Genomic DNA, 20,443 nt, shown 5'->3' on the forward strand with positions numbered 1-20,443 from the left:
ACCGCGATAGGAGACAGATGATGTCAATCAGACTTGGCGTGACCACCGTCGCAGCTGCGTTGTTGTTCTGGCCGGTTTCGAGTCTCAGGGCAGGAGGGAGCGCCCCCACGCGGATCGCCTCGCCCGGCAATCCTCCACCGACAAAATTCGCAGACCTTTTCCGGCAAGCCCCCATCGGGCACCGGCAGCCGCGGCCCGGTGATTTGTCCGAGCCGGTGCAGGCGACGCCCGTCGACGTCGAGCTGCGACGGCTCGATGCCGAAATCGACCGCAAGCTGATCATCTGCCGCGGCTGCTGATCATGCCGGATGGCGGCGTGCACAGGGCCCGCCGCCTCCGCGTGCTAGTTCGACGCCAGCGCCGTCTTGGCCACCTCGGCCATCCAGCCCGATGCGACCGGGAGGATCGCGTCGTTGAAATCGTAGCGCGGGCCGTGCAGCTCGGCGCCGTCGCGCAAGTCGCCGTTGCCGATCCAGACGAACGCGCCGGGCCGCTGCTTGAGGTAGAAGGCGAAATCCTCGCCGGCCATGCTGGGCGCAAGGTCGCGCCTGACCTCGGCCCGCACCTTCTCCGCGGCGGCGCGCGCAAGGCCCGCCTCATCAGGCGTGTTGACCACGACGCCGACGCCCATGACGATCTCGGGCGTGACCTTGACGCCGAAGCTCGTGGCGACGCCGGCGCAGATCTCGCCGATCCGCGCGAGGAGGACGTCCTTCACCGCCTCGCGATGAAACCGCAGCGTGCCGCGGATCGCGACCTTGCCCGCGATCTGGTTCGGCGCGGTGCCGCCTTCGATCGTGCACAGCGAGAGCACGGCGGTGTCGAGCGGATCGACACTGCGCGCCACGATCGACTGCAGCGCCACGATGAGATGGCCGGCCGCCATGACCGGATCGCGCGTCAGATGCGGCATGCCGGCATGCCCGGCATGGCCCTCGATGGTGATGGTGACGCGTCCCCCGGAGGCCATGACGACGCCGTCATGGACCGCGATGGTGCCGGCGGCAAGGCCCGGCCAGTTGTGGAAGCCGAACACCCGGTCCATCGGGAAGCGCTCGAACAGCCCGGCACCGACCATCGCGCGCGAGCCGCCATAGCCCTCCTCGGCCGGCTGGAAGATGAAATCGACCGTGCCGCTCCAGCTGGTGTCGGCGGCGAGCAGCGCCGCGGCGCCGAGCAGCGAGGCGGTGTGCCCGTCATGGCCGCAGGCATGCATCACGCCTGATGTCTTCGAGGCGTAGGGCAGGCCGGTATCCTCGGTGATCGGCAGCGCGTCCATGTCGGCGCGCAGGCCGACGCGGCCCTGCGCGTGACCGCGCGTCAAGGTCGCGACGACGCCGTGGCCGCCGATGCCGGCCTCGAAGGGAATGCCGAGCTCGGCGAGCCTGTCCTGCACGAAGGCCGCGGTCGCCTTCTCCTGGAGCGACAGTTCGGGATGGGCATGCAAATGGCGGCGCCACGCGGTCAGTTTCTGGTGCAGTTCGGGTGTCAAGATACGGATCTCTCGTGTCGGTTGGCGGAGGTTCGTAGGATGGATTTCGCTGCGCTCGACCCATCCTGCAGGCTCACATGCTCACCGCATCGTCGCAAGCTGCACGGCCAGCGCGCAGGCGCGGTCGTATTCGTCGAGATTGATCCATTCGTCGACCGTGTGCGCCTCGTTCTGGCCGGCGCCGAAGGTCACGGTCGGAATGCCGTGGCGGACCATCCAGTTGGCATCGAGGCCGCCATTGGCGGCGCGGACATTCGGGGTGCCGCCGACCGCGGACACCGCCTCGACCGCGCGTTTGACGACGGGGAGGTTGTCCTTCATGCGGAACGGGTAATAGTCGGTCTCGGCCTTGAACTTGACCTTGCCGGACTTGCCTTGCGCATTCGTCACCTTATTGGCCGCCTTCTCGAACGCGGCCTTGTAGGCCTTCGTGATCTCCTTGAAGAATTTTCCGTCGTGGCTGCGGCTTTCGCCGCGCACATGCACGTAGTCGGTGACGACGTTGGTGGCATCGCCCGCGGGGCGCCCTTCGCCGCCGGTGACGGGGCCGATATTGCTCGTCCCTTGCTGCTTGCCCTTCACCACCTTGCCGAACCAGCCGCCGGCCTTCACGTCCGCAAGGGCGAGCGCCATGATCATGGTCGAGGAGATGCCGCGCTCGGGCGCGACGCCGGCATGCGAGGCGCGGCCGAAGATCTCGACGGTCCAGCGGTCGGCCCCGACCGCGCCGATGATCACGTTGGAGGCCGAGCCGCCGTCGTAGTTGAACGCCATCACCGGCGAGCCGAGCTCGTCGAGCTTGACGTGGCGCGCGCCATAGAGCCCGCTCTCCTCGCGCACGCAGAACAGCAGCGTGATCGGCGGATGATCGAGCTTCTGCTTTTCGAGTTCGGCGGCCAGCGTCACCAGCACGCCGCATCCGCAGCGATTGTCGCCGCCGAGCGCGGTCTTCGCCTCGTTGACGATCTTGCGCCCCGATTTCTTCGGCTTGGCGCCGGCGCACAGCGGCACGGTGTCCATGTGGGTCATGAACATGATGCGCGGCTGGTTGTGCAGCGCGCCGCGGCCGGGCAGGTCGACGATGAGGTTGCCGGTCTCGGTCGGCACCGGAATGCGGGTGTTGGCGTCGTCGAGCCGGATCGCCTTCGCCGGCACGCCGCTCTGCTTCAGCGCGGCGGTGAGCTCCCGCCCGATCGCCGCCTCCTGTCCGGTGACGCCCTCGACGGAGAGGAAGCGCATGAGGCGATCGGTGGCGGCTTTGGTGTCGACAGGCATGGACTGGAATTCCCTTGATGCAGGTAGCGGCGCAGGCTCGTAGGATGGGTAGAGCGAAGCGAAACCCATCGACCCGTGTGCGAAGATGATGGGTTTCGCGAAGCGCTCTACCCATCCTACGAACGCGGCGACGTATAAGTCAAAAAGATCAGCACGCCGAACGCCAGCGCCGCCGCCATGAACAGCAGTACGGCCGGCAGCCCCGCGAGCGCCGCCACCGCGCCGGTGACGGACTGCATCAGCGCGGTGCCGAGAAAGAAGGCGAGATTGACGGCAGCGAGTGCCTTTCCCGCGACCTGCGCGTCGACGAGTTGCCTGGACATGCCGAACAGCAGCGGCTGGGCGGAGGTGAAGAGCCCGATGAGCACGAACAGTGCCAGATCGTAGTGCGGCGGCATGACGGTCACGCCGAACAGCCATGCAACGGCAAAGTGCGGGGCTCCCAACGCCATCAGCGCAAGCAGCAGCGCCGCGCACGCGTGAGTGCCGGCCACCAGCTCGCGGCGGCGGCCGATCCTGCGGTCGATCATGCCGATGAGAAGCGGCCCCACGATCATCGCGAGCGTGAAAGCACCGAGCTGGTTGCCGGCCTCGACCCGCGTCAGTCCCTTGATCTCCATCAGCCATGGTCCGCCCCACAGGCCGCGCAGCACCAGCGAACTCGCCAGCGACACCAGCGCCAGCGCGATCAGGCCGCGCAGCGGCCGCGACAGGCCTAGCCTGAGCACCTCGATCATCTGCGCCATCGGCGATGAATGGTCCTTGTGCTCGGCCGGCTGGTTCGGCACCAGCGCGAACACTGCGAGCGCCACCACGACGCCGCCAGCTGCGGAGACCCAGAACCCGGCACGCCAGCCCCAGGTGTCGACCACGAAGGCGAGCGGGCTCGACGACAGCAGCATGCCGATATTGCCGATCGAGAGGATCGCGCCCGACCACAGTCCAAATCGCGCCGCCGACAATTGCTTGGCCGCGAGCGTCATCGGGCACATCAGCATGCCCGAGGTGGCGACGCCGAGCATGAGCTGGCCGACCGCAAAGCTCTCGGGGCCTGTCGCAAAGCCCGACGCGACCGCGCCGAACACGGTTCCCGCGAGCAGGGCGAGCGACACCGGCCGCACGCCGAAGCGATCCATCGCCGCGCCGACCGGAATCTGCGCGGCGGCAAAGGCAAAATGATAGACCGAGGTCAGGCTCGCCAGCGCCTGCGGCTCGATATTGAAGTCCGCCGCCATCAGGTCGAGGCTGATGGCCGGAATGGTGCGCAGCAAGGTCGAAAGCATATGACCGCAGGCGAGCGCGACCAGCGCGAAGATCAGCGCGCGGGTGGCGCTTCCCGCCTCGTCAGTGGCTGCGGTCCCCATGAGTGTCCCGTCCCGTGAAGGTTTTGGCTGGGGTACATGATCGAGGGGACGGTGCCAATGGGGGAAGGGCAGGCCCGGCTATTCGCGATTGTGGCGTCCGAACTTTCAGCTCGTCGGGTGGGTCGAGCAACACGAAACCCCTCAACCCGTTTGCAACGAAGATGAGTCTCGCGAAGAGCTCGGCCCATCCAACGAGCTTAGTCGTCGCTGTCAGGCGCTTGTGACGCCACCTCGGGACCTTGGCCCCTTATAGGCTGTGGTGCCACGCTTCGAGATACAACGGAGACCTGCGCACCTCTTCAACAGTGTTCCTCGATAGGCCCATGTCGGCGAGCAGCCGATCATCGAGTTCGAGAAGTTCCCCGTACTGGCGCCGTCGTTCCCACGCGCACGCCATTCCAGCCAGCCACACAAGTGGAAGCTTCCACCATCGCAGGTCGGGAAGAGGCAGTGAGGGCGGGTTGATGATGTAAGCGGAATTGGAAGTAGTGCTGCCGCAAGACATGTTTCACCTCCATATTGGAGCGAAACAACACTTGGCTGCGGGAGCTCATCGGGCGGTTGTCAATGTCCCGAGCGATCTATGTATCACACGCTCCGTGGGTGCTCAAGCGATAGTCAGTGAATATGAACTCAGTCATCCGCAGCAGCGGTTGGGGAAGGGCAGGCCCCTTATTCCGGATTGTGACCTTGCGATCCGGTCCTAGAGGTTCTTGATGATCGAGACGAAAGTCGGCGGCGCCTTGGTGGACGCGCCGGTCGAAAGACCGCCTCCGGCTTCGAATGCGCTTTCCGCGATCTCGTAGCCGAGCATGCGGTAGCTCTCGAATTGCGACTCCGTGAAGAATTGATTCAGCGTCGTCTCGTGCGGAAAGGTCGGGTGGGATATCGCGTAGCTCAGGACGCCCATGGGCTCCGTGCCGTGCAGGCCCGACTTGAAGTACAGCAGCAGCCCATTTTGCGACGTGCCGCCGTCGGCCTCGCCATAGAGAATATCGCCGACCGCCCAATAAGGCGCTTTCGTTGCAGGGCTTGGACGTTCCGTGAAGCGCTTCTTGAGCAGGTCGAGGCCACGCAGGTCGATGCGTACGCCGAGATCGATCCAGATCTTGCGCAGCGCGTTGCCGAGATCCTCGAACGAATAATCGGGGTCGCAGCCGGCGTCGCTGACAACGATCACGCGGCAGCGCCGGCGGACCATCTCGTAGAGGCCGAGATTCTCGAAGTGCCCGCCGTCAGTCAGGTAGACCCAGCGCTCGGTCTCGCTGGTCAGGCCGAACATCTCCATGAAGAACGGCCGGAGCGCATCTGTCGGCTTGACCTCCGCGTAGTAGGCATTGTCGCCGCGCGGGTTGGCCAGCCACCAGCCAAGGCGCACGTTGAACAGCGCCATCAGGAAAGCGACGCCCGGCGACGAGTTGTAGCCCATGCTCGGACTGACGGCCGCGCCTGAAATCGCCATGGCGGTCCCAAGGGTGAGCATTCCGCCGTAGGGCCGGGGCTGCTTGGTCGTCGCGTAGGTCGTCCGGTATGCACCGTCCGAAAATACGGCGCTGCCGCTGCCGCAATGGAGCGGCGAGAACGTGAAGGGCGCCGCCATCCGTTCTTGCCATGCCAGATTTCTCGACGACACGAGGTTGAGTGCCGCGCCGATGACGTGGAACGGCTTCCAATTGGCCCCCGTCGGTGCAACGCCATGCTCCCAGAGCTCATGCAGATACGGGCTGTCGCGGCCGTCGAAATCCGTAAAGGCGTTCTTGGTCTTGTCGCGGTCCTTCTCTTTGCGCGACGCACCGAGAAAGGCACGAACCAGTCGGTTCCGGTAGAGGCTGTGGAGCGAGTAGCGGTTGATGCTGAGGACATGCGAGGCTGCATAGATCAGTGCTCCAAGCGCGACGCCGGCTATGAGCACGACTTTCCAGGGCAGATGATCGGCGCCAGCCGCGAGTGCGAACGCCCTGTCCCAGGCGATGGACAGTAGAGCGACCAGGACCGACGCGAAAATTCCCGCCGCGATCGCCGCAATCGTGTTGAGCCCGAGATATTGGCGAACGCCCGACGCCTGCTCGGCGGCGGCCCTGGTCTTCGAGCTCGCTCCCAGGATGACGGAAAGCAGGCCTGAAAGACCTCCCCCGGTCGCAAGCGAGGGGACGAACGCGCTGCCAAGCTGACTCTCGATCCATCTTGCGGCCGGTGGCGTGCCAAGCACGAGCCCGAACCACAGCAGCCAGCCGAGATAGGCCAGCGTGAAGAGTCCGCTCGACCGCGCCTGGAATTCGAGCCCGACGTCCACCTCGGACAGGAATTCGGCAAACGAGATGTAGATCACGTCGGCGACGATCCGCGCCATGACGATCCAGGGCAGGCCGAGGACGCAGGCAAAACCCGCCGTCGTGGCAACGGAACCCGATGGGCCGTAATGCCAAAGCAAGACCAGTCCCGCGGCACCCAGCACGCCAAAAGCGGCGCCGGCGACGCACCAGGCGAAGAGATCGATCCATGGATGCTTGGGACGAGCCGCGAGCGGTGGGCGGGCCGACTTTCCAAAGACCAGGGTCCACAGGCGCGCCAGCACCCAGGAGGCAAGAAAGAATAGAACGCCAAGGATGGCGCCGCGAAGCACCACGACGGGGTAAAATTGAGCTTTTTCGACCTGCTTGTCGACTTTGAACCCGACGGCCGTGGTCACGTCCGTGAGCATCGACAGACCGTATTGGCTTCGCAACACGAAAACCAGCAATGCAGCACCGACAAGGAAGGGCATGAGATCGCAAACGAGAAACCGGGGTTGCGAGACATTGATGCATCCGCGGCCGGGACGGTTCGCGACGGAGAACGACAAGGACGCCAGAAAGCAGAGGGTTGGTATGAACATGACAACCAGGAACCAAGCCGACGTATTCTCGCGTCTGATGCTGTCGGCATCGATGACCGCAAAGTAGAGTGCGTTGGTGATGAGCACCGCAAGGATCATCGGAGGAACGAGCAGGACCCAGTTCAGGAACAGGTTGCGCAGGACACCGGCAACGTCGCTCCACAGGTCGGGAGAAATCGGCGAAAAGCTGGGGGCGAGAAAGTGCGAGTTGCGCCGGAGGTTGGAAACCGGCTCGGCTTCTTCATGATCACCGAGTTGACCGACGCTGTCTCGCCGATTGAGCGCCGAAACCACCGTGCCTGGACTGGAGCGCCGCTCGCGCTCCTGATGGAGCCAGGCTGATAGCCAACTGCCGATATAACCGCCGCCCGACACGGTCGACAAATACTCGAACTCCGTCAGAGCCGAGCCGGTCTTCCCGCTCTGGCGCTTCGACGTGACCTCCAGGGCCGCAAGCCGTTGCAGGATGCCGAGCGCAAACGCCGCGCTGCGGATTCCTCCGCCGGAAAGGCAGAGGGCCCATCGGTCGTCCGCGTTCAACGCCTGGTAGACGTCGAGGAGTTTTCCCGGGACCGGGTCCGTCGGCGATGGTCTGGGCAGTGTTTGGGAGGGCTGCTGCGCAGGTTGCGGCGATGTCACGGACGGCGGTTGGGTTGGTGTCTGCGAAGCGCCGGATGCCGGCTGCGCTGGTGTCGGCGAGATGTCGGGATCTTTTGGTGCGAATTCCAGCGGGACGCCCGCGAGCGCCCGCCGCTCCTCCCAAAGGACCTGTGAAAGGTTCAATGCCCCCATGACGCCTCTCCCCCTGTTTCACTGAGATCGGCCCAAGCGGCCTGTTCAGTGTCTCCGCTGGGTCAGTTCTGGTCGGCGGGCCGAGCGTAGGCTTGACCGGAGCAAGCTAGCGGCACCGGCGACATCAAGCGTGTGAGGCAATTCACAAACACGTATAAATTGTCATGGCCACTGCGTGGAAGCGGTCGTGACGCTAGGCACGTTGTCCATCAGAACGAGTCTGACGCCGCTGCCTGAGGCGATGAACCAGGCCGGCCGTCAGGACGTTGTTCCCGGCAAGATGTGGTATCATGGGGACCTGGATCTGCAGCTGGCGGCGGCAATGTCTTCCACCGAGAGTGCAACCAAGACGACCAGTGACGCGGCCCGCCGGGAGCGGAGGAGGAGCAATTCCTTACTGTTCGCTCTCGCCGTTGGATTTCTGGTCTTTGGTGCAGCCGCGGGTGCACTCTATTACGCATTGCGGCCGGAGGTTCTGCGGATCGCCGTTGGACCGCCCGGCAGCGACGATTACAAAGTCGTCGAGGCAATGGCCGATGCCTTCAGGAGGGAAAGTCGAACCGTCAGGCTGTCCCCGGTCAAGACTGACGGGGCGGTGGAGTCACTCGCCCTGCTTGGGGCTGGCAAGGCGGACCTTGCCGTCGGCCGCGGTGATCTGGAAATGCCCGCCGAGGCGCAGACCGTCGCCGTCGTGCGCAAAAACTTCGTCGTGCTGTGGGCGCCCTCCGAGCCTGCTGGCAAGGGCTCGAAGAGAAAGCGGTCGCCGAAAATCAAGGAGGTCGCCGATCTCGCGGGGCACCGTGTCGGCGTGATTGGGCGGACCCCCGTGAATGCCGCGTTGCTGCGGGTCATCCTGAGCGCCTCCGGCGTGGACGCTGAGAAAGTCGCGGTGACGCACTTTGGCACTGAACAGATCGGGGAGCTGGCGCGCGATCCCGCCCTCGATGCATTCATGGCAGTCGGGCCACTCGACAGCAAGATCACATCCGACGCCGTTGCTGCTACGGCGCGGGCCCGCGGCGAACCGAAGTTTCTCGCCATCGAGACATCGGAAGCGATCGCCTTGAGGCATCCCCGGTATGAATCGGAGGAAATTCCGCCCAGCGTCTTCAATGCGGATCCGGCTTGGCCGGGTGACAAGGTCGAGACGGTCAGCGTCAGCCACCTCATCGTGGCAAGAAAGAGCGTGTCCGAAACCACGGTAGCCGCGTTTTTCCGGCAGCTCTTTGCCGTCCGTCAGGCGATTGCGCGGCAGGTACCTGGCGCTGCTCACATCAGCAAGCCGGACCTCGAGAAGGACACCGAGCTGCCCGTCCATCGGGGAGCGGCGGCCGTCATCGACGGCAACGAACGCACTTTTCTCGACCGGTACGGCGATTACTTCTGGTTCGGGCTCCTGCTTCTCTCCGGGATCGGCTCGGCCGGCGCCTGGTTGCGCCGCTATTTGAACCGCGAGGAAAGGGAGGACAACACCAGCCATCGCAAGAGAATCCTGGCCATGGTCGCGAGCGCGCGTACCGCGGAATCCAACCAGGAACTGCTGACCCTGCAGCGTGAGGCGGACGCCATCATCGCTGAAACCCTCGAGTGCTACGATGACGGCGCTGTCGAGGAAGAGGAACTCGCCGCCTTTGGGCTGGTGCTCGACCTCTTGAGCAATGCCATTGCCGAGAGGCGAGCCGCGTTGCAACGAACTAGCTTCGAAACCGTTCGAGGCGCGACAGCAGGCTCCACGCTGCGAGGATAAGGGCGGCCATTTGAACCGGCCGTTGCGGATTCCGCCGCGCCGGCGCCGCCGTACGCGGGATCTCCGATTTCGTCGAGGGTTGCGGCGCCGGCGCGCGGCCACTGGCTGACGACGATGGCCGCCATCGCGCCTTTCCCGAACGTGCAGGTCGACTAGACAATGATGATCCAGTTCTCGGTCGTCAGCTTGATCTGCATATCGGAGTGTCGCTGCTTGGCATGGTGAGCCAGATCGATGTCTGTGCGTTTTAGAAGCGATACAATTGCGGCGGGAATCTCTGTACAACAACTACCTGCATCGTTATCTATCGCGAAGGCCATGCTCTTCGGAAGTCGATCCGCGACCTCGATGCGTACCAATTCGTCCGAACTCCGACCTCACGATGTGTCGACACATTATCTGATCGACGTCTTGCTCGACGGAGCGCACGAATCTTACTCTGTGTTCTGGGCGCTGAAGGCCATCGGCTTGCTTGCAGTTATCACGGAAGCGCAGCAACACAATCTTGTCACACACTCGCGACTTGCCAAGTTGCTCGGTGCTTCCAGATCCGGTCTGTCGCATTGTCTCGCCTATCTTGACAGGCTCCGAATCTTGCACACGCAGCGGATGCATTTGCCCGGCTGCCTTGCGCCTACTCAAGTGTATTCAGTGCCGATTATGGCGCGCTGGCGCGACGATCATGGTTCGCCACTCACGGAGTCGGCCGAGCACGCGCAGGCCGCCAATTTGTCGACGCCAGCCCTGGCTTATCGATATGCGGAACTGCATGCGTCGATGCACATCTACGCTCGATCGAGCTGCAGTCGAAAGAGACGTTGTCATCATGAAACGCTGGTTCAAACTCTTCGAGACCGCGTCGCGGCACTTGCAAGCCAAGGAGCGTGGTCTCTTCGTTGTGGTCGTCGGCTGCATGTTGATCGCCGCGGGATGCATGGCAATAACTCCATACATTCTCGGCGTCCTAACGGACAGATTGCTGGAGGGCCGCGCGTCGCATGATGTGCTGGTGCTACTGGCCGGGGCTTATCTGGCGACGGTGGCGATGCCAAGGATACTTCAGACCGTCGCCCTCCATCGACAAAGCAGCCTTCGTGTTCACGCCAATCGCTCGCTGCTGTCGAGCTATTTCAACTATCTGTGTGAACAGCCGGAAAGTTTCTTTACGAGCAGGAATTCCGGTGAGCTAAGTCAGGAGGTTACACAGGCGTCGAACGATCTGTACGTCATCATTCGCAACTTTTCATCCTCCATCATTTCCCCAATCGTCCAGATCAGCATTGCAATCGTTATTCTAGCCCTGAATCGAGACCTCATAGTTGCCGCAGCGATCTTGATTTATGCGGTCCTGTTTCTCACCAATAACGCCATACAAGGCAGAAGGCTGATGCAGCTCAGGGACGGCCTCATGGAGGCCGGGCGAAAGTCTTATGCAACACTTTCCGATTCCATCTCCAATATCGCAGTTGCGCGCCAGTACAACGGGTACGACTTTCTGCTTTCCCGGTATCGCGCGGTGCTGGACGAAGATCGCCACGCGCAAGGTCGATACTGGGCTGTTAGTCTTCAGATGCAGATCATCAACGCGCTGCTGTTTGTCGGCTTTTTTGGAGTGTCATTCGGGGTGGCTTTGTACGGGGTGGTTCACGGAGAGCGCTCCGTTGGGAGTATGGTGCTCGTCGGTGCGTACACGTTGACGCTGTTGGCCCCGATCGAAGGCCTCGGCAACATGCTTACCGAGATCACTCAGTCGCTAAGGACGTTCGGCGTGTTCATGGACAAGCTGGAATCCGTGCGCCCGTCGTCCAGGCGCCATGCCGAAGTGGTGCCGATGTCATCTTTCCAGCCGGCGATCGAATTTGACGATGTATCGCTGATCTATCCAGGCGCAACCGTGCCGGCCCTCAGGGGTATCAGCTTCTCCATCGCACCGGGACAGCAGGTGGTCATCACGGGTCCGAGTGGCGCGGGCAAGACTTCTATCATCAAGGCGTTGACCCGACAGTATTCGCCGGGCACAGGATCAATCCGCCTATTTGGACAGGATATCGCGACGATAGACGTGCGGACCCTGAGCGACCGGGTTGGATATGTTTCACAGGAGGTGTTCATTCTCAAGGACACGCTCCGCTTCAATCTGAAGATTGCGCGAGCAGAGGCATCGGATGAAGAAATACTCCACTCGCTCGAGAAGGCCGGGCTAGGCGATCTCGTTCCCAGCTTGCCGGCCGGTCTTGACACGATACTCGGTAATCGTGGTGCAACCCTTTCGGGAGGGCAGAGGCAGAGACTGGCCCTCGCCAGGCTGTTTCTACGGAAGCCTGACGTTGTCGTGATTGACGAAGGCACCGCGGCTCTGGATATCGTCACCGAGCAACGGGTGCTCGAAGAGTGTCTGACAACTTTTGACGGGAAGACGATTGTGATCGTCACGCATCGTCCGAGCGCGATGGTGTTGGGAGACACGTTGATCGTTGTGCAAGACGGGCGGGTCGAGGACAGCGGAAAACACGATGAACTGAGGTCGCGCAACGGTTTCCTTTCGCGCGTTCTCAGCGGAGCAGCCTCATGATCCGGCTCTCCCGAGGCGCTTCAAGCGGAATAAGCCGGTTTGGCTCATCCGGATGACTGCATCATTCTTTCGGCCTTGGTCACGAACAGGAGTGGCTGGTGAAGTGGAGTACCATTTGTTTGGTGGGCGTCGCGTCGGCATTGTTCGCGCAGTCCGGAGCCGTAATCTGATTGACGGCTGAAAGGCAGGTCTTGTTTCCAGCAACGGTGGTGCTTCCTCTGCCTTGGGATCCGACCTCGCCCGAGTGTCGCGAGGATCCAATGCCGCCAGGCTTTCGGGTGAATGGGGAGATCAGCTCGGCTGGTCCGCAAGGCCGGTGCGCGCAAATTGACGGACAGCCGATCTGATGCGGTTTGCGCCGTTGCGTAGGCCGCACTTGGGCGATGATTGGCCGGCCTATCTCCAAACGCCGAGGAGATGAGCAGTGCTGGTGTCAAAAGGCATCCTGCTTAGGCTGCGTCAATTTCCGCAGTAGAGTTTGTGCGTCATCCAGCAATGCCTGCAGCTGCTGCCGCTCGCTGATCGCATCCCTCGTGAATAGCCCGTGCGTGCGCGCATTCTGATTTCCCTTCGGCGCGCCGGACCCTAGCGCGCCGCCGTGCATGCGGCAGCGTGTCTTGCCGTGCGCCGCTGGCGCGCGGCACGGGCTGCCGTCGCGGGTTCGGGCGCCGCAGCGGGGGCTGGTGCGCATCGGGATGGTGTTGCGGGTGTGGCCGCCGGTCATGGGGTGGCGCCTTGCATTGCCTCGCTCCGCCTCGCCTCCGCAACAAGCACGTTCGCATGCTGCGTGACGTTGCCCACGATCGCGTGTCCTCCGTCCTGAACGGACAGGTTTTTCACCGTGATCGCGCGCTCGTCGCTGTTGCGGTGGCGGCTCAGGGCCTCGACCTGAGCGGCGAAGGTGCGGGTCAGCCGGGTCAATGCGCGCGTGACGCTTTCCTGCTGCGGGAGGTTGTCGGTGCAGGCGAGGCGACAGGCGCAGCGCATCGTCGCCATGTGCACGGAGACCATCTGCGACACCAGCATGGCTTCGATGGAATCCTTCGGCGCGATGCTCCTGATCATCGAGACCATGAAGGCGAGATTGGCCTCATCGGGCTTCTGTCCGACCGCGCTCGCTTTCACCAATTGCCTGAGAATGCCGTGCAGCGCGTCGCGGTCAACGGCACCGAGTGCCTCGGCCAGCAGCCGCTCGCCGGCTTGCGGGTCCGGATGGGTGATCGCAATGCACCGCTTGTACAGTCTTATCCGCGGGCTCGCGGCGGGGCCGCCGCGATCGCTTGCTGCAAGCGGCGAGGTGATGCGGCGGTTCGGTGCTGTCGTCACGTGCTGTGTCCTTTGCCTGCGCAGGCGCGCACGAGCGACCGTTCGCTGCTGCGCGCGGATGCGAATTTCGGGATGTCGATGAAGGGCTTATGCGCAACCACGTCGGGGCGGCGCCGGTCAGGCCGGCCGTCACGCTCACGATGGCTGCGATGATGGCATTCTGCCGGTGTTTTGCCCGACGAGTCAAACGGCGTTGCGAAGCGCGCAAGTCCTTGTTCTTCCAAGCACCGGCTACTGTGCTTGGGGTTGTTTTCGCGCTTTTTGTTTTGAGGCGGCGCTTACGTGCCGTGCGACGGAATTGCGAGGCGCGTCGTGTGTGGAAACGCGATTGCGCAATCCCGTGCGCCCGCCCATCATGATCCCCGAGCGCGCCGCACCAATAAGCATGCACAAGCGGCGCCGAAGTCTGGGGAGAGAACGAATGCAACGAACGGCTCGCCTGCTGGCAGTCATCGCCGGATTGTGCGCCTGTGCGCCGGCGACAGAGGCCCTCGCGCAGAAATATCCAACGCGGCCGGTCAAGATCATGGTCGGCTTCAGCGCGGGCGGGCCGGTCGATGTCGTCGCGCGCATCATCGGCGACCGGCTGGGCAACAAGCTCGGGCAGCCCTTCGTGGTCGAGAACCGCGCCGGCGCCAACGGCATGATCGCCGCCGAAGGCGTGGCCCGTGCGGATGCGGACGGCTACACCATGCTCGCCTGCAACTCGTCCACCATCACGCTTAACAAGACGCTGTTCAAGGACATCCGCTACGACCCGGAAAAGGACTTCGCGCCGTTGACCACAGTGGTGTCGGCGCCGCTGGTGCTGGTGGTCAATCCGGAGAATCCCAAGACGGCCGACATCAAGACCGTGGCCGATCTCGTTGCCGCGGCGAAGGCGAGGCCCGGCGAGCTTGCCTACGGTTCGGGCGGCAACGGCAACCTCGCCCATCTCGCCATGGAGCTGCTCGGCCAGAAGGCCGGCATCAAGATGATCCACGTGCCCTATCGGGGCGGCGCCGCGTCCGAGGTCGGCATCCTCGCGCAGGAGGTATTGGCGGTGTTCGATCCCCTGTCGGCCGTGCCGCTGGTGAAGGCCGGCAAGCTGCGCGCGCTCGCGGTGTCCTCCGCCGAGCGGCTGCCGTCGCTGCCCGATGTGCCGACGGTTGCGGAGGCAGGCTATCCCGGCTTCGACCTGTCGTTCTGGGTCGGCTTCTTCATGCCGAAGGCGACCCCCGCGCCGATCCTGGAGGCGCTGCACCGGGAGATCGTCGCCGCCGCCAAGGATCCGGCGGTCGCGGAGAAGCTCGGCTCGCAGGGCGTGGTCAGCGTGCTGAGCCCGGCCGAGTACGCCGCGAAGATCGCGAAGGAGACCAAGGAACTCGCCGAGGTCGTGGCGGCGGCAAACATCAAGGCGGAGTGAGGTGGCCGCTTGGATTTAGGCATGATCGTACGGCTCGCTCCGCTGCACCTCTCCCGCTTGCGGGAGAGGTCGGCGCGCAGCGCTGGGTGAGGGCTTTTTCCTCTGGGGGATTGTCCCGCCGCGGAGAGACCCGCTCCCCAACCCTCTCCCGCAAGCGGGAGAGGGAGCGCACCTCCTTCGCGGTAGCCATCACGGCCACAGGATCTGCTTGCGGCAGCCCAAATCGTTCAGCAGCGACAAGCCGGTGTGAGCTAGCTCGAGGAGCGTTCGCGCGCCGCAAAGCGGATCGCACGAGCTCTTGCACTCTTTCCGGACGCGCGGGCTGCGATCATGCTCCGCGCCTTGCCGTGGGCCCCGGCATTCCTGCGCAGCAAGGTTGCGAACCGCTTGCGTGCGCGGCTCGCCGAGAGCCGCGCCGCCAGCTGCTCGGCCTTGCGCATGATGGTGACGACCGACGGTGTCAGGTTCACCGGAACCCAGGCGACGTCCTTCATCTTGGACAGGCTGCCAACGCCTTCGCAAGGCGCTTCGCGCGGCAGGTCGATCCGGATTGCGAGAGCCTCCGCGCGCTCGGTCCAGTCCTCGGCCCTGGTGCCCGTGATGATGCGGACATAGTCGCGCGTCTCGCGCGGCAGCTCGCTCTCTCTGGCGAGCCACTTCTGGATGCGGCCGGGACCTGCGTTATAGGCGGCCGCGGCGAGGCCGAGATTGCCGAAATCGTCACGCAGCTTGCGCAGGAATTTTGCCGATGCGGGCAGCGCCTTCACGGGATCGAAGGGATCATCCAATCCGACCTCGGCCGCCGTCTCCGGCATGAACTGCGCGACGCCCTGCGCACCGGCCGGGCTGACCTCGTTGGAACGAAAGCGGCTCTCCTGCCAGAGCAGGCGCGCGAAGAACGGCACGGGAATGCCGCTGGCCTCGGCGGCTTCGCGAAGCGCGTGGCAGAATTGTTCGGTCGGTGAAAACGGGGCCTGCGCGACGGGTTCGACTGTGGGGACCGGCTCGATCGTCTCGACGTAGGCCGCGCGCGCATTTGCCAGCTCAATGGCCTGCACGCTTGCGAGGAAGAGTTCGGCGAGGGGAACCAGAGAAGGACCGCGATTAGTCTTGAGAGCAGCGTGGTCGATGCTTGACGGCTGCCAGGAGGACGACGAGCCGACGTCGCACATCAGAATCAGGAACGCAGCGCAAGCCGCGACGACAAATCGCATCTCGGTAAGAGTCCTCGAACTGTGGGGGAACGACCAGCGCGTGCGCCGGTGAGGAGGACTTCATTAACCGTAATTGCGGCGAAGCTGCGATTCCGCGCGAGGGCAGGTGTTAGTACGGGGGCCTGCCGCAGAACATGCGCCGCCGGCCCCGCGGATCTACGGGGACCGCGAGCAAATGCGACGTGCGAGTGGTGGCACGGAGGCTAGTCCTTCGGAAAGTCCTTGCGCATCGCGATCTCGGCGGCATCGCCGGGCGACAGCACGGTCTGGTCGAAGGCCGGCTGCGGCCTCGTCATGATGTCGTAGAGCGAGATGCCCTTGATGGGCTTGCCCATCAGCACGCGGACGCAGTCGGCGAGCGTACCGTTGTAGACGAGATAGGGCGGACCCCGGTCCCTCTGCCTCTCGCCCTTCAGTGATGGCCACTTCTTCAGTTCGGCCGGCGCGTCATAGACGATCGGCGATCCCTCTTTAAACATGCGTCTGGTTCCGGGCGGCGTATATAGGCCAGAAGCCTAGAGCCGCCCGGTAAACGCTTGTTAAAGAATTAGTTCAAATCAGCCGGCAACGAAGGCGAGCAGGGTGCCGTTGGCCTTGGCCGGCGGCACCACGATCGCGGGCCCGCTGCGCAGCGCTGCCGTGCCCAGCGCCTTCTCGGTCGCCGCGAGATCGCCGCTGACCAGCACCAGTGCCGCGCCGCCGCGCTCGGAGAGGCCCGCGAGCGGCACGCCGGGATAGCGCTTTCCGAGCTGGTCCAGCGTCAAATAGACGAAGTCGGCACGATCGCCGCCGGAGGGCACGGTGACCGCGCCGTCGGCCTCGGTCTTCGGTTCGCGGTCGATCAGGCGCGCGAGGTGCGCAGCGTCCTTCGCGGGATCGGGCGTTGCGATCAGCGTCTGTTTGATGCGCTTGGCCGCATTGGCATGCTTCATCAGTTCGGGGATCCACACCGTCTCGCGGGTCTTGTGCTGGCAGGCGAAGATGCGCACGCCGCCCGGTGCTTCCGCGGTCGGCCACATGAAGGTGCGGAATTTCGCCGCCGAGACCGTGCCGTCAGGCAGCGTCACCGGCCGCTCGAAATCGGTCGGGCCGATCGGCGTCAGGCCACGCGCGCGGATTTCCTCTGCGCCGGCGGCGCTATCGACCGCCGTGAAGGCGATACGCTCGATGCCTTCGCCGCGTGTGTCGAGGAAGGCGCGGGCCGGCGCATTTTGCTCGGTCGCGGCCAGCACGCCGAGCAGCTCCATATAGTCCGGGTCGAACATGATGGTGTAGTTGCCGGTGCCCATATGCGCGCTGTGGGTGCCGCGCGGCGACACCGTGAAGCCGAGCTGCCGGTAGTTCTCGGCGGCCTTGTCGAGGTCCTTCACCATGACCACGGCGTGGTCGATACCGATGACGTTCTTGAGGGCCACTGTGATTTCCCCGCGGCAGATGCAGATTGAATTTGGACGGCACGAGCGGCCGCTGTCCCTATCTACGCCGGATAGACGATCAAGTCATTTTCAATTCAGTGGGACATGCGGAAATTTCATTCCGCGAAACGTGATATCGACGCGCGATGGCGTCAGCGCGCCTGCTCGATATAGGCGGCGAGGATGGCACGCTCCTCGCCGGTCATTTCGGTGATGTTGCCGGGCGGCATCGCGGTGGACCAGGCCGCGACGCGGCCGATCAGGCGAATGTTGCGCTGGATGTGCTCGGGCGCGTCGAGCAGGATGCCCTTCGGCGCGGTGACGATCCCGGCCCAGACCGGTTCGGCCGCGTGGCACATGCTGCAGCGGGACATCACGATCTCCTCGACATTGGCGACCGTGACCGGTGCCGATAGCGCGCCGGTCTTCACCTCGCGCGGGCCGGCGGCGGACAGGAAGAGGATCGCGATCACGCCCACGGCGGCCACGCCCCACACCCACCACGGCGATTGGCGCCCGGCATGGCGCTCGTTGAAGAAGTGGCGGATCACGGGGCCGAGCGCCAGGATGATCGCGACGATGATCCAGTTGAAGCGCGTGGCGTAGAGCAGGGGATAGTGGTTGCTGATCATCAGCACGACCACCGGCAGGGTCAGATAGTTGTTGTGGACCGAGCGCTCCTTGCTGGTCTTGCCGAGCTTCGGATCCGGCGCCTGTCCCGCGATCAGCGCTGCGACGATCTTCTTCTGGTTCGGGATGATCAGCGTGAAGACGTTGGCGACCATGATGGTGCCGATGATCGCCGCGATCTGGTTGAACGCGCCGCGACCGCTCAGCACATGGGTGAAGGCGTAGGTCAGCGCGACCAGGAACAGATAGCCGCCGATGGCGAACGGCAGCTCGCGCTGCGCCAGTCCGCTGCGGCAGGCAGCCTCGTAGAGCGCCCATGCCAGAGCCAGGCTGAAGAAGCTGAACAGCCCGGCCTGGAATGGCGTGAGGTCGAGGATCGACTTGTCGACCAGGAACAGGTCGGCCTCGAGATAATACACCACCACCATCAGCGCGAAGCCGGACAGCCACGTGGTGTAGGCCTCCCATTTGAACCAGGTCAGATCGTCCGGCATCTGGGTGGGCGCGACCAGGTATTTCATGATCCGGTAGAAGCCGCCGCCATGGACCTGCCAGGCTTCGCCCTGCACGCCATCAGGCAGATCGCCGGGCAGATCGCTCTTGGGCTTGAGGCTGAGGTCGAGGGCGATGAAATAGAAGGAACTGCCGATCCAGGCGATCGCCGCCACCACGTGCAGCCAGCGGAGCAGCAGGCTCGCCCATTCCGATATGATGGATCCCCACATGATCACCCCATCAGGTGCGACATGGACGCCGCAGCTTTCATGGCCGCAACCGGCGGCCGCTCCCTTGCAATGTGTTGCACCTATCCGTGATGTTTTCCAGTACGATGGGCCGCGGCTGATGCACATCGTGCGGGCATGAGCTGATGTGGGATGCGGCAGGCGTTTTTCCCGCCGGATCGATCGGCGTTGACGCTTGAGACATGCGCGCCGGGAGGAAGACGACGTGAAAAACAGGATATGGTCCGCAGCGATGGCCGCGGGATTGCTGGTCGCGGCCGCGACATCTGCGCAGGCCGAGCCGGTGATGCAGGGCAGGGACGCCTATGGCGACTGGCAGTCCGACAGGCCCGGCACGGTCAGGTTGATCCGGCCGCAGGATCTGGTCAAGCCTGGTGCCACGCGGTCGGTTGCGAGCTTCGCGCGCGTGGTGTCGCGGCCGTCGGATGCCTCGCCGCAGGTGCCTCCGGGTTTCAAGATCGAGCTGTTCGCCGAAGGCTTGCGCGCGCCGCGCATCGTACGCGTCGCGCCGAACGGCGATGTCTTCGTCGCGGAGACGCGGGCGGGCACCATCCGCGTGCTTCGTGCAGGAGAGGGCGGCAAGGTCGCGGCCAACGAAGTCTTTGCCAGCGGTCTGCGGCAGCCATTCGGCATTGCCTTCTTTCCGAACGGCGACAATCCGCAATGGGTCTACATCGCCAATACCGACAGCGTCGTCCGCTTTCCCTATCGGGCCGGCGACCTCAAGGCGCGCAGCAAGGCGGAGAAGATCGTTGCGAGCCTGCCGCATGACGGCGGCCATTCGACCCGCGACATCGTCTTCACGCCCGACAACAAGCGCATGCTGGTCTCGGTCGGCTCGCTCAGCAATGTCGCGGAGGGCATGGGCACGCCGCCGGGCGGGATGGATGCGTGGTCGAAAACGCAGCCGCTCGGCGCGGCCTGGGCCAGCGAGACCGAACGCGCCACCGTGCTGGCGTTCACTCCCGACGGCAAGGAGCGGAAGATCTACGCCACCGGCATCCGCAATTGCGTCGGCCTCGCGATCCAGTCGCAGACTGGCCTGCCGTGGTGCTCGACTAACGAACGCGACGGCCTCGGTGACGACCTCGTGCCCGACTACGTAACCAGCGTGAAGGAGGGCGCCTTCTACGGCTGGCCGTGGTTCTATATCGGCGGCAACGAAGACCCGCGTCATGCCGGTGCGCGACCGGACCTCAAGGACAGGGTGACGATCCCCGACGTGCTGATACAGCCGCATTCGGCATCGCTCGGCATGACCTTCTATGAGGGCACGCAGTTTCCGTCCGACTACCAGGGCGATGCCTTCGCCGCCGAGCACGGCTCCTGGAACCGCTCGAAGCGCACCGGCTACAAGGTGATCCGCATCCGGATCAAGGACGGCAAGCCGACCGGCGAGTACGAGGATTTCGTCACGGGCTTTGTCGTGAGCGACATGGAGGTGTGGGGAAGGCCGGTGGGAGTAGCAGTGGCGAAGGATGGATCGCTGCTGGTGTCGGAGGATGGCAACGGCACGATCTGGCGGGTGACGCATTGACGCGGAGCGAGCTCTCTTCGCCTCTCCCCGCGTGCGGGGAGAGGCCGACGCGCGCA

At 64.2% G+C, this 20,443-nt stretch carries 16 protein-coding genes; 5 read left to right on the forward strand and 11 right to left on the reverse strand.

The window, feature by feature from the left end:
- Nucleotides 1-20: 20 nt before the first annotated feature.
- Nucleotides 21-299, forward strand: coding sequence for a hypothetical protein (locus AAFG50_RS12245; protein WP_131234235.1), 279 nt, complete (start codon nt 21-23; stop codon nt 297-299).
- 44 nt (nt 300-343) lie between these two features.
- Here the strand turns inward: AAFG50_RS12245 and AAFG50_RS12250 are convergent, their stop codons facing one another.
- The 5 genes from AAFG50_RS12250 to AAFG50_RS12270 form a co-directional block, all read right to left on the reverse strand.
- Nucleotides 344-1,492 (reverse strand): amidohydrolase, encoded by a 1,149-nt coding sequence (locus AAFG50_RS12250; protein ID WP_028175547.1) that lies wholly within the window; start codon nt 1,490-1,492, stop codon nt 344-346.
- Between the two features lie 81 nt (nt 1,493-1,573).
- Nucleotides 1,574-2,767: a M20/M25/M40 family metallo-hydrolase gene (locus AAFG50_RS12255; protein ID WP_028175546.1), complete on the reverse strand. Its 1,194-nt coding sequence runs from the start codon at nt 2,765-2,767 to the stop codon at nt 1,574-1,576.
- 116 nt (nt 2,768-2,883) lie between these two features.
- Nucleotides 2,884-4,131 carry an MFS transporter gene (locus AAFG50_RS12260; protein ID WP_028175545.1) on the reverse strand — a complete coding sequence of 416 codons (1,248 nt, stop codon included), beginning with the start codon at nt 4,129-4,131 and terminating at the stop codon, nt 2,884-2,886.
- A gap of 247 nt (nt 4,132-4,378) precedes the next feature.
- Nucleotides 4,379-4,636 (reverse strand): DUF1127 domain-containing protein, encoded by a 258-nt coding sequence (locus AAFG50_RS12265; RefSeq protein WP_049832579.1) that lies wholly within the window; start codon nt 4,634-4,636, stop codon nt 4,379-4,381.
- Between the two features lie 198 nt (nt 4,637-4,834).
- Nucleotides 4,835-7,798: a patatin-like phospholipase family protein gene (locus AAFG50_RS12270; RefSeq protein ID WP_080668255.1), complete on the reverse strand. Its 2,964-nt coding sequence runs from the start codon at nt 7,796-7,798 to the stop codon at nt 4,835-4,837.
- A 322-nt stretch (nt 7,799-8,120) separates the two neighbouring features.
- Between AAFG50_RS12270 and AAFG50_RS12275 the strand changes: the two genes are divergently transcribed.
- On the forward strand, nt 8,121-9,545 hold the full coding sequence (locus tag AAFG50_RS12275; protein WP_028175543.1) for a TAXI family TRAP transporter solute-binding subunit: 1,425 nt from the start codon (nt 8,121-8,123) through the stop codon (nt 9,543-9,545).
- A gap of 826 nt (nt 9,546-10,371) precedes the next feature.
- Nucleotides 10,372-12,117, forward strand: a complete 1,746-nt coding sequence (locus AAFG50_RS12280) for an ABC transporter ATP-binding protein (RefSeq protein WP_028175541.1) — start codon at nt 10,372-10,374, stop codon at nt 12,115-12,117.
- Between the two features lie 433 nt (nt 12,118-12,550).
- Here the strand turns inward: AAFG50_RS12280 and AAFG50_RS12285 are convergent, their stop codons facing one another.
- Nucleotides 12,551-12,841, reverse strand: a complete 291-nt coding sequence (locus tag AAFG50_RS12285; RefSeq protein WP_028175540.1) for an HGGxSTG domain-containing protein — start codon at nt 12,839-12,841, stop codon at nt 12,551-12,553.
- Complete coding sequence (locus AAFG50_RS12290) at nt 12,838-13,443, reverse strand: hypothetical protein (RefSeq protein ID WP_028175539.1); 606 nt, start codon at nt 13,441-13,443, stop codon at nt 12,838-12,840. The genes AAFG50_RS12285 and AAFG50_RS12290 overlap by 4 nt, the downstream gene beginning before the upstream one ends.
- Nucleotides 13,444-13,864: 421 nt before the next feature.
- Between AAFG50_RS12290 and AAFG50_RS12295 the strand changes: the two genes are divergently transcribed.
- Nucleotides 13,865-14,848: a tripartite tricarboxylate transporter substrate binding protein gene (locus tag AAFG50_RS12295; protein ID WP_028175538.1), complete on the forward strand. Its 984-nt coding sequence runs from the start codon at nt 13,865-13,867 to the stop codon at nt 14,846-14,848.
- Between the two features lie 251 nt (nt 14,849-15,099).
- Here the strand turns inward: AAFG50_RS12295 and AAFG50_RS12300 are convergent, their stop codons facing one another.
- The 4 genes from AAFG50_RS12300 to AAFG50_RS12315 all read right to left on the reverse strand — a co-directional run bounded on the left by AAFG50_RS12300 (nt 15,100) and on the right by AAFG50_RS12315 (nt 18,832).
- Nucleotides 15,100-16,062 (reverse strand): lytic transglycosylase domain-containing protein, encoded by a 963-nt coding sequence (locus tag AAFG50_RS12300; protein ID WP_028175537.1) that lies wholly within the window; start codon nt 16,060-16,062, stop codon nt 15,100-15,102.
- Between the two features lie 203 nt (nt 16,063-16,265).
- A complete protein-coding gene (locus tag AAFG50_RS12305) occupies nt 16,266-16,541 on the reverse strand; it encodes a hypothetical protein (protein ID WP_028175536.1) in 276 nt (91 codons plus the stop codon).
- Nucleotides 16,542-16,619: 78 nt separating this feature from the next.
- Complete coding sequence (locus AAFG50_RS12310) at nt 16,620-17,477, reverse strand: VOC family protein (RefSeq protein ID WP_028175535.1); 858 nt, start codon at nt 17,475-17,477, stop codon at nt 16,620-16,622.
- 152 nt (nt 17,478-17,629) lie between these two features.
- A complete protein-coding gene (locus tag AAFG50_RS12315; protein WP_028175534.1) occupies nt 17,630-18,832 on the reverse strand; it encodes a urate hydroxylase PuuD in 1,203 nt (400 codons plus the stop codon).
- 223 nt (nt 18,833-19,055) lie between these two features.
- Here AAFG50_RS12315 and AAFG50_RS12320 point away from each other — a divergent pair, with 223 nt between their 5' ends.
- Nucleotides 19,056-20,387: a sorbosone dehydrogenase family protein gene (locus AAFG50_RS12320; protein ID WP_028175533.1), complete on the forward strand. Its 1,332-nt coding sequence runs from the start codon at nt 19,056-19,058 to the stop codon at nt 20,385-20,387.
- Nucleotides 20,388-20,443: the final 56 nt, after the last annotated feature.

Source organism: Bradyrhizobium sp. B039 (assembly GCF_038965675.1).
GTDB lineage: Bacteria > Pseudomonadota > Alphaproteobacteria > Rhizobiales > Xanthobacteraceae > Bradyrhizobium > Bradyrhizobium diazoefficiens.

What these genes read in the sequence shown, in the direction of transcription:
- AAFG50_RS12245 (WP_131234235.1), top strand. Translation starts at nt 21, where the DNA reads ATGTCAATCAGACTTGGCGTGACCACCGTCGCAGCTGCGTTGTTGTTC.
- AAFG50_RS12255 (WP_028175546.1), bottom strand. Translation starts at nt 2,767, where the DNA reads ATGCCTGTCGACACCAAAGCCGCCACCGATCGCCTCATGCGCTTCCTC.
- AAFG50_RS12260 (WP_028175545.1), bottom strand. Translation starts at nt 4,131, where the DNA reads ATGGGGACCGCAGCCACTGACGAGGCGGGAAGCGCCACCCGCGCGCTG.
- AAFG50_RS12265 (WP_049832579.1), bottom strand. Translation starts at nt 4,636, where the DNA reads ATGTCTTGCGGCAGCACTACTTCCAATTCCGCTTACATCATCAACCCG.
- AAFG50_RS12270 (WP_080668255.1), bottom strand. Translation starts at nt 7,798, where the DNA reads ATGGGGGCATTGAACCTTTCACAGGTCCTTTGGGAGGAGCGGCGGGCG.
- AAFG50_RS12275 (WP_028175543.1), top strand. Translation starts at nt 8,121, where the DNA reads ATGTCTTCCACCGAGAGTGCAACCAAGACGACCAGTGACGCGGCCCGC.
- AAFG50_RS12280 (WP_028175541.1), top strand. Translation starts at nt 10,372, where the DNA reads ATGAAACGCTGGTTCAAACTCTTCGAGACCGCGTCGCGGCACTTGCAA.
- AAFG50_RS12285 (WP_028175540.1), bottom strand. Translation starts at nt 12,841, where the DNA reads ATGACCGGCGGCCACACCCGCAACACCATCCCGATGCGCACCAGCCCC.
- AAFG50_RS12295 (WP_028175538.1), top strand. Translation starts at nt 13,865, where the DNA reads ATGCAACGAACGGCTCGCCTGCTGGCAGTCATCGCCGGATTGTGCGCC.
- AAFG50_RS12300 (WP_028175537.1), bottom strand. Translation starts at nt 16,062, where the DNA reads ATGCGATTTGTCGTCGCGGCTTGCGCTGCGTTCCTGATTCTGATGTGC.
- AAFG50_RS12305 (WP_028175536.1), bottom strand. Translation starts at nt 16,541, where the DNA reads ATGTTTAAAGAGGGATCGCCGATCGTCTATGACGCGCCGGCCGAACTG.
- AAFG50_RS12315 (WP_028175534.1), bottom strand. Translation starts at nt 18,832, where the DNA reads ATGTGGGGATCCATCATATCGGAATGGGCGAGCCTGCTGCTCCGCTGG.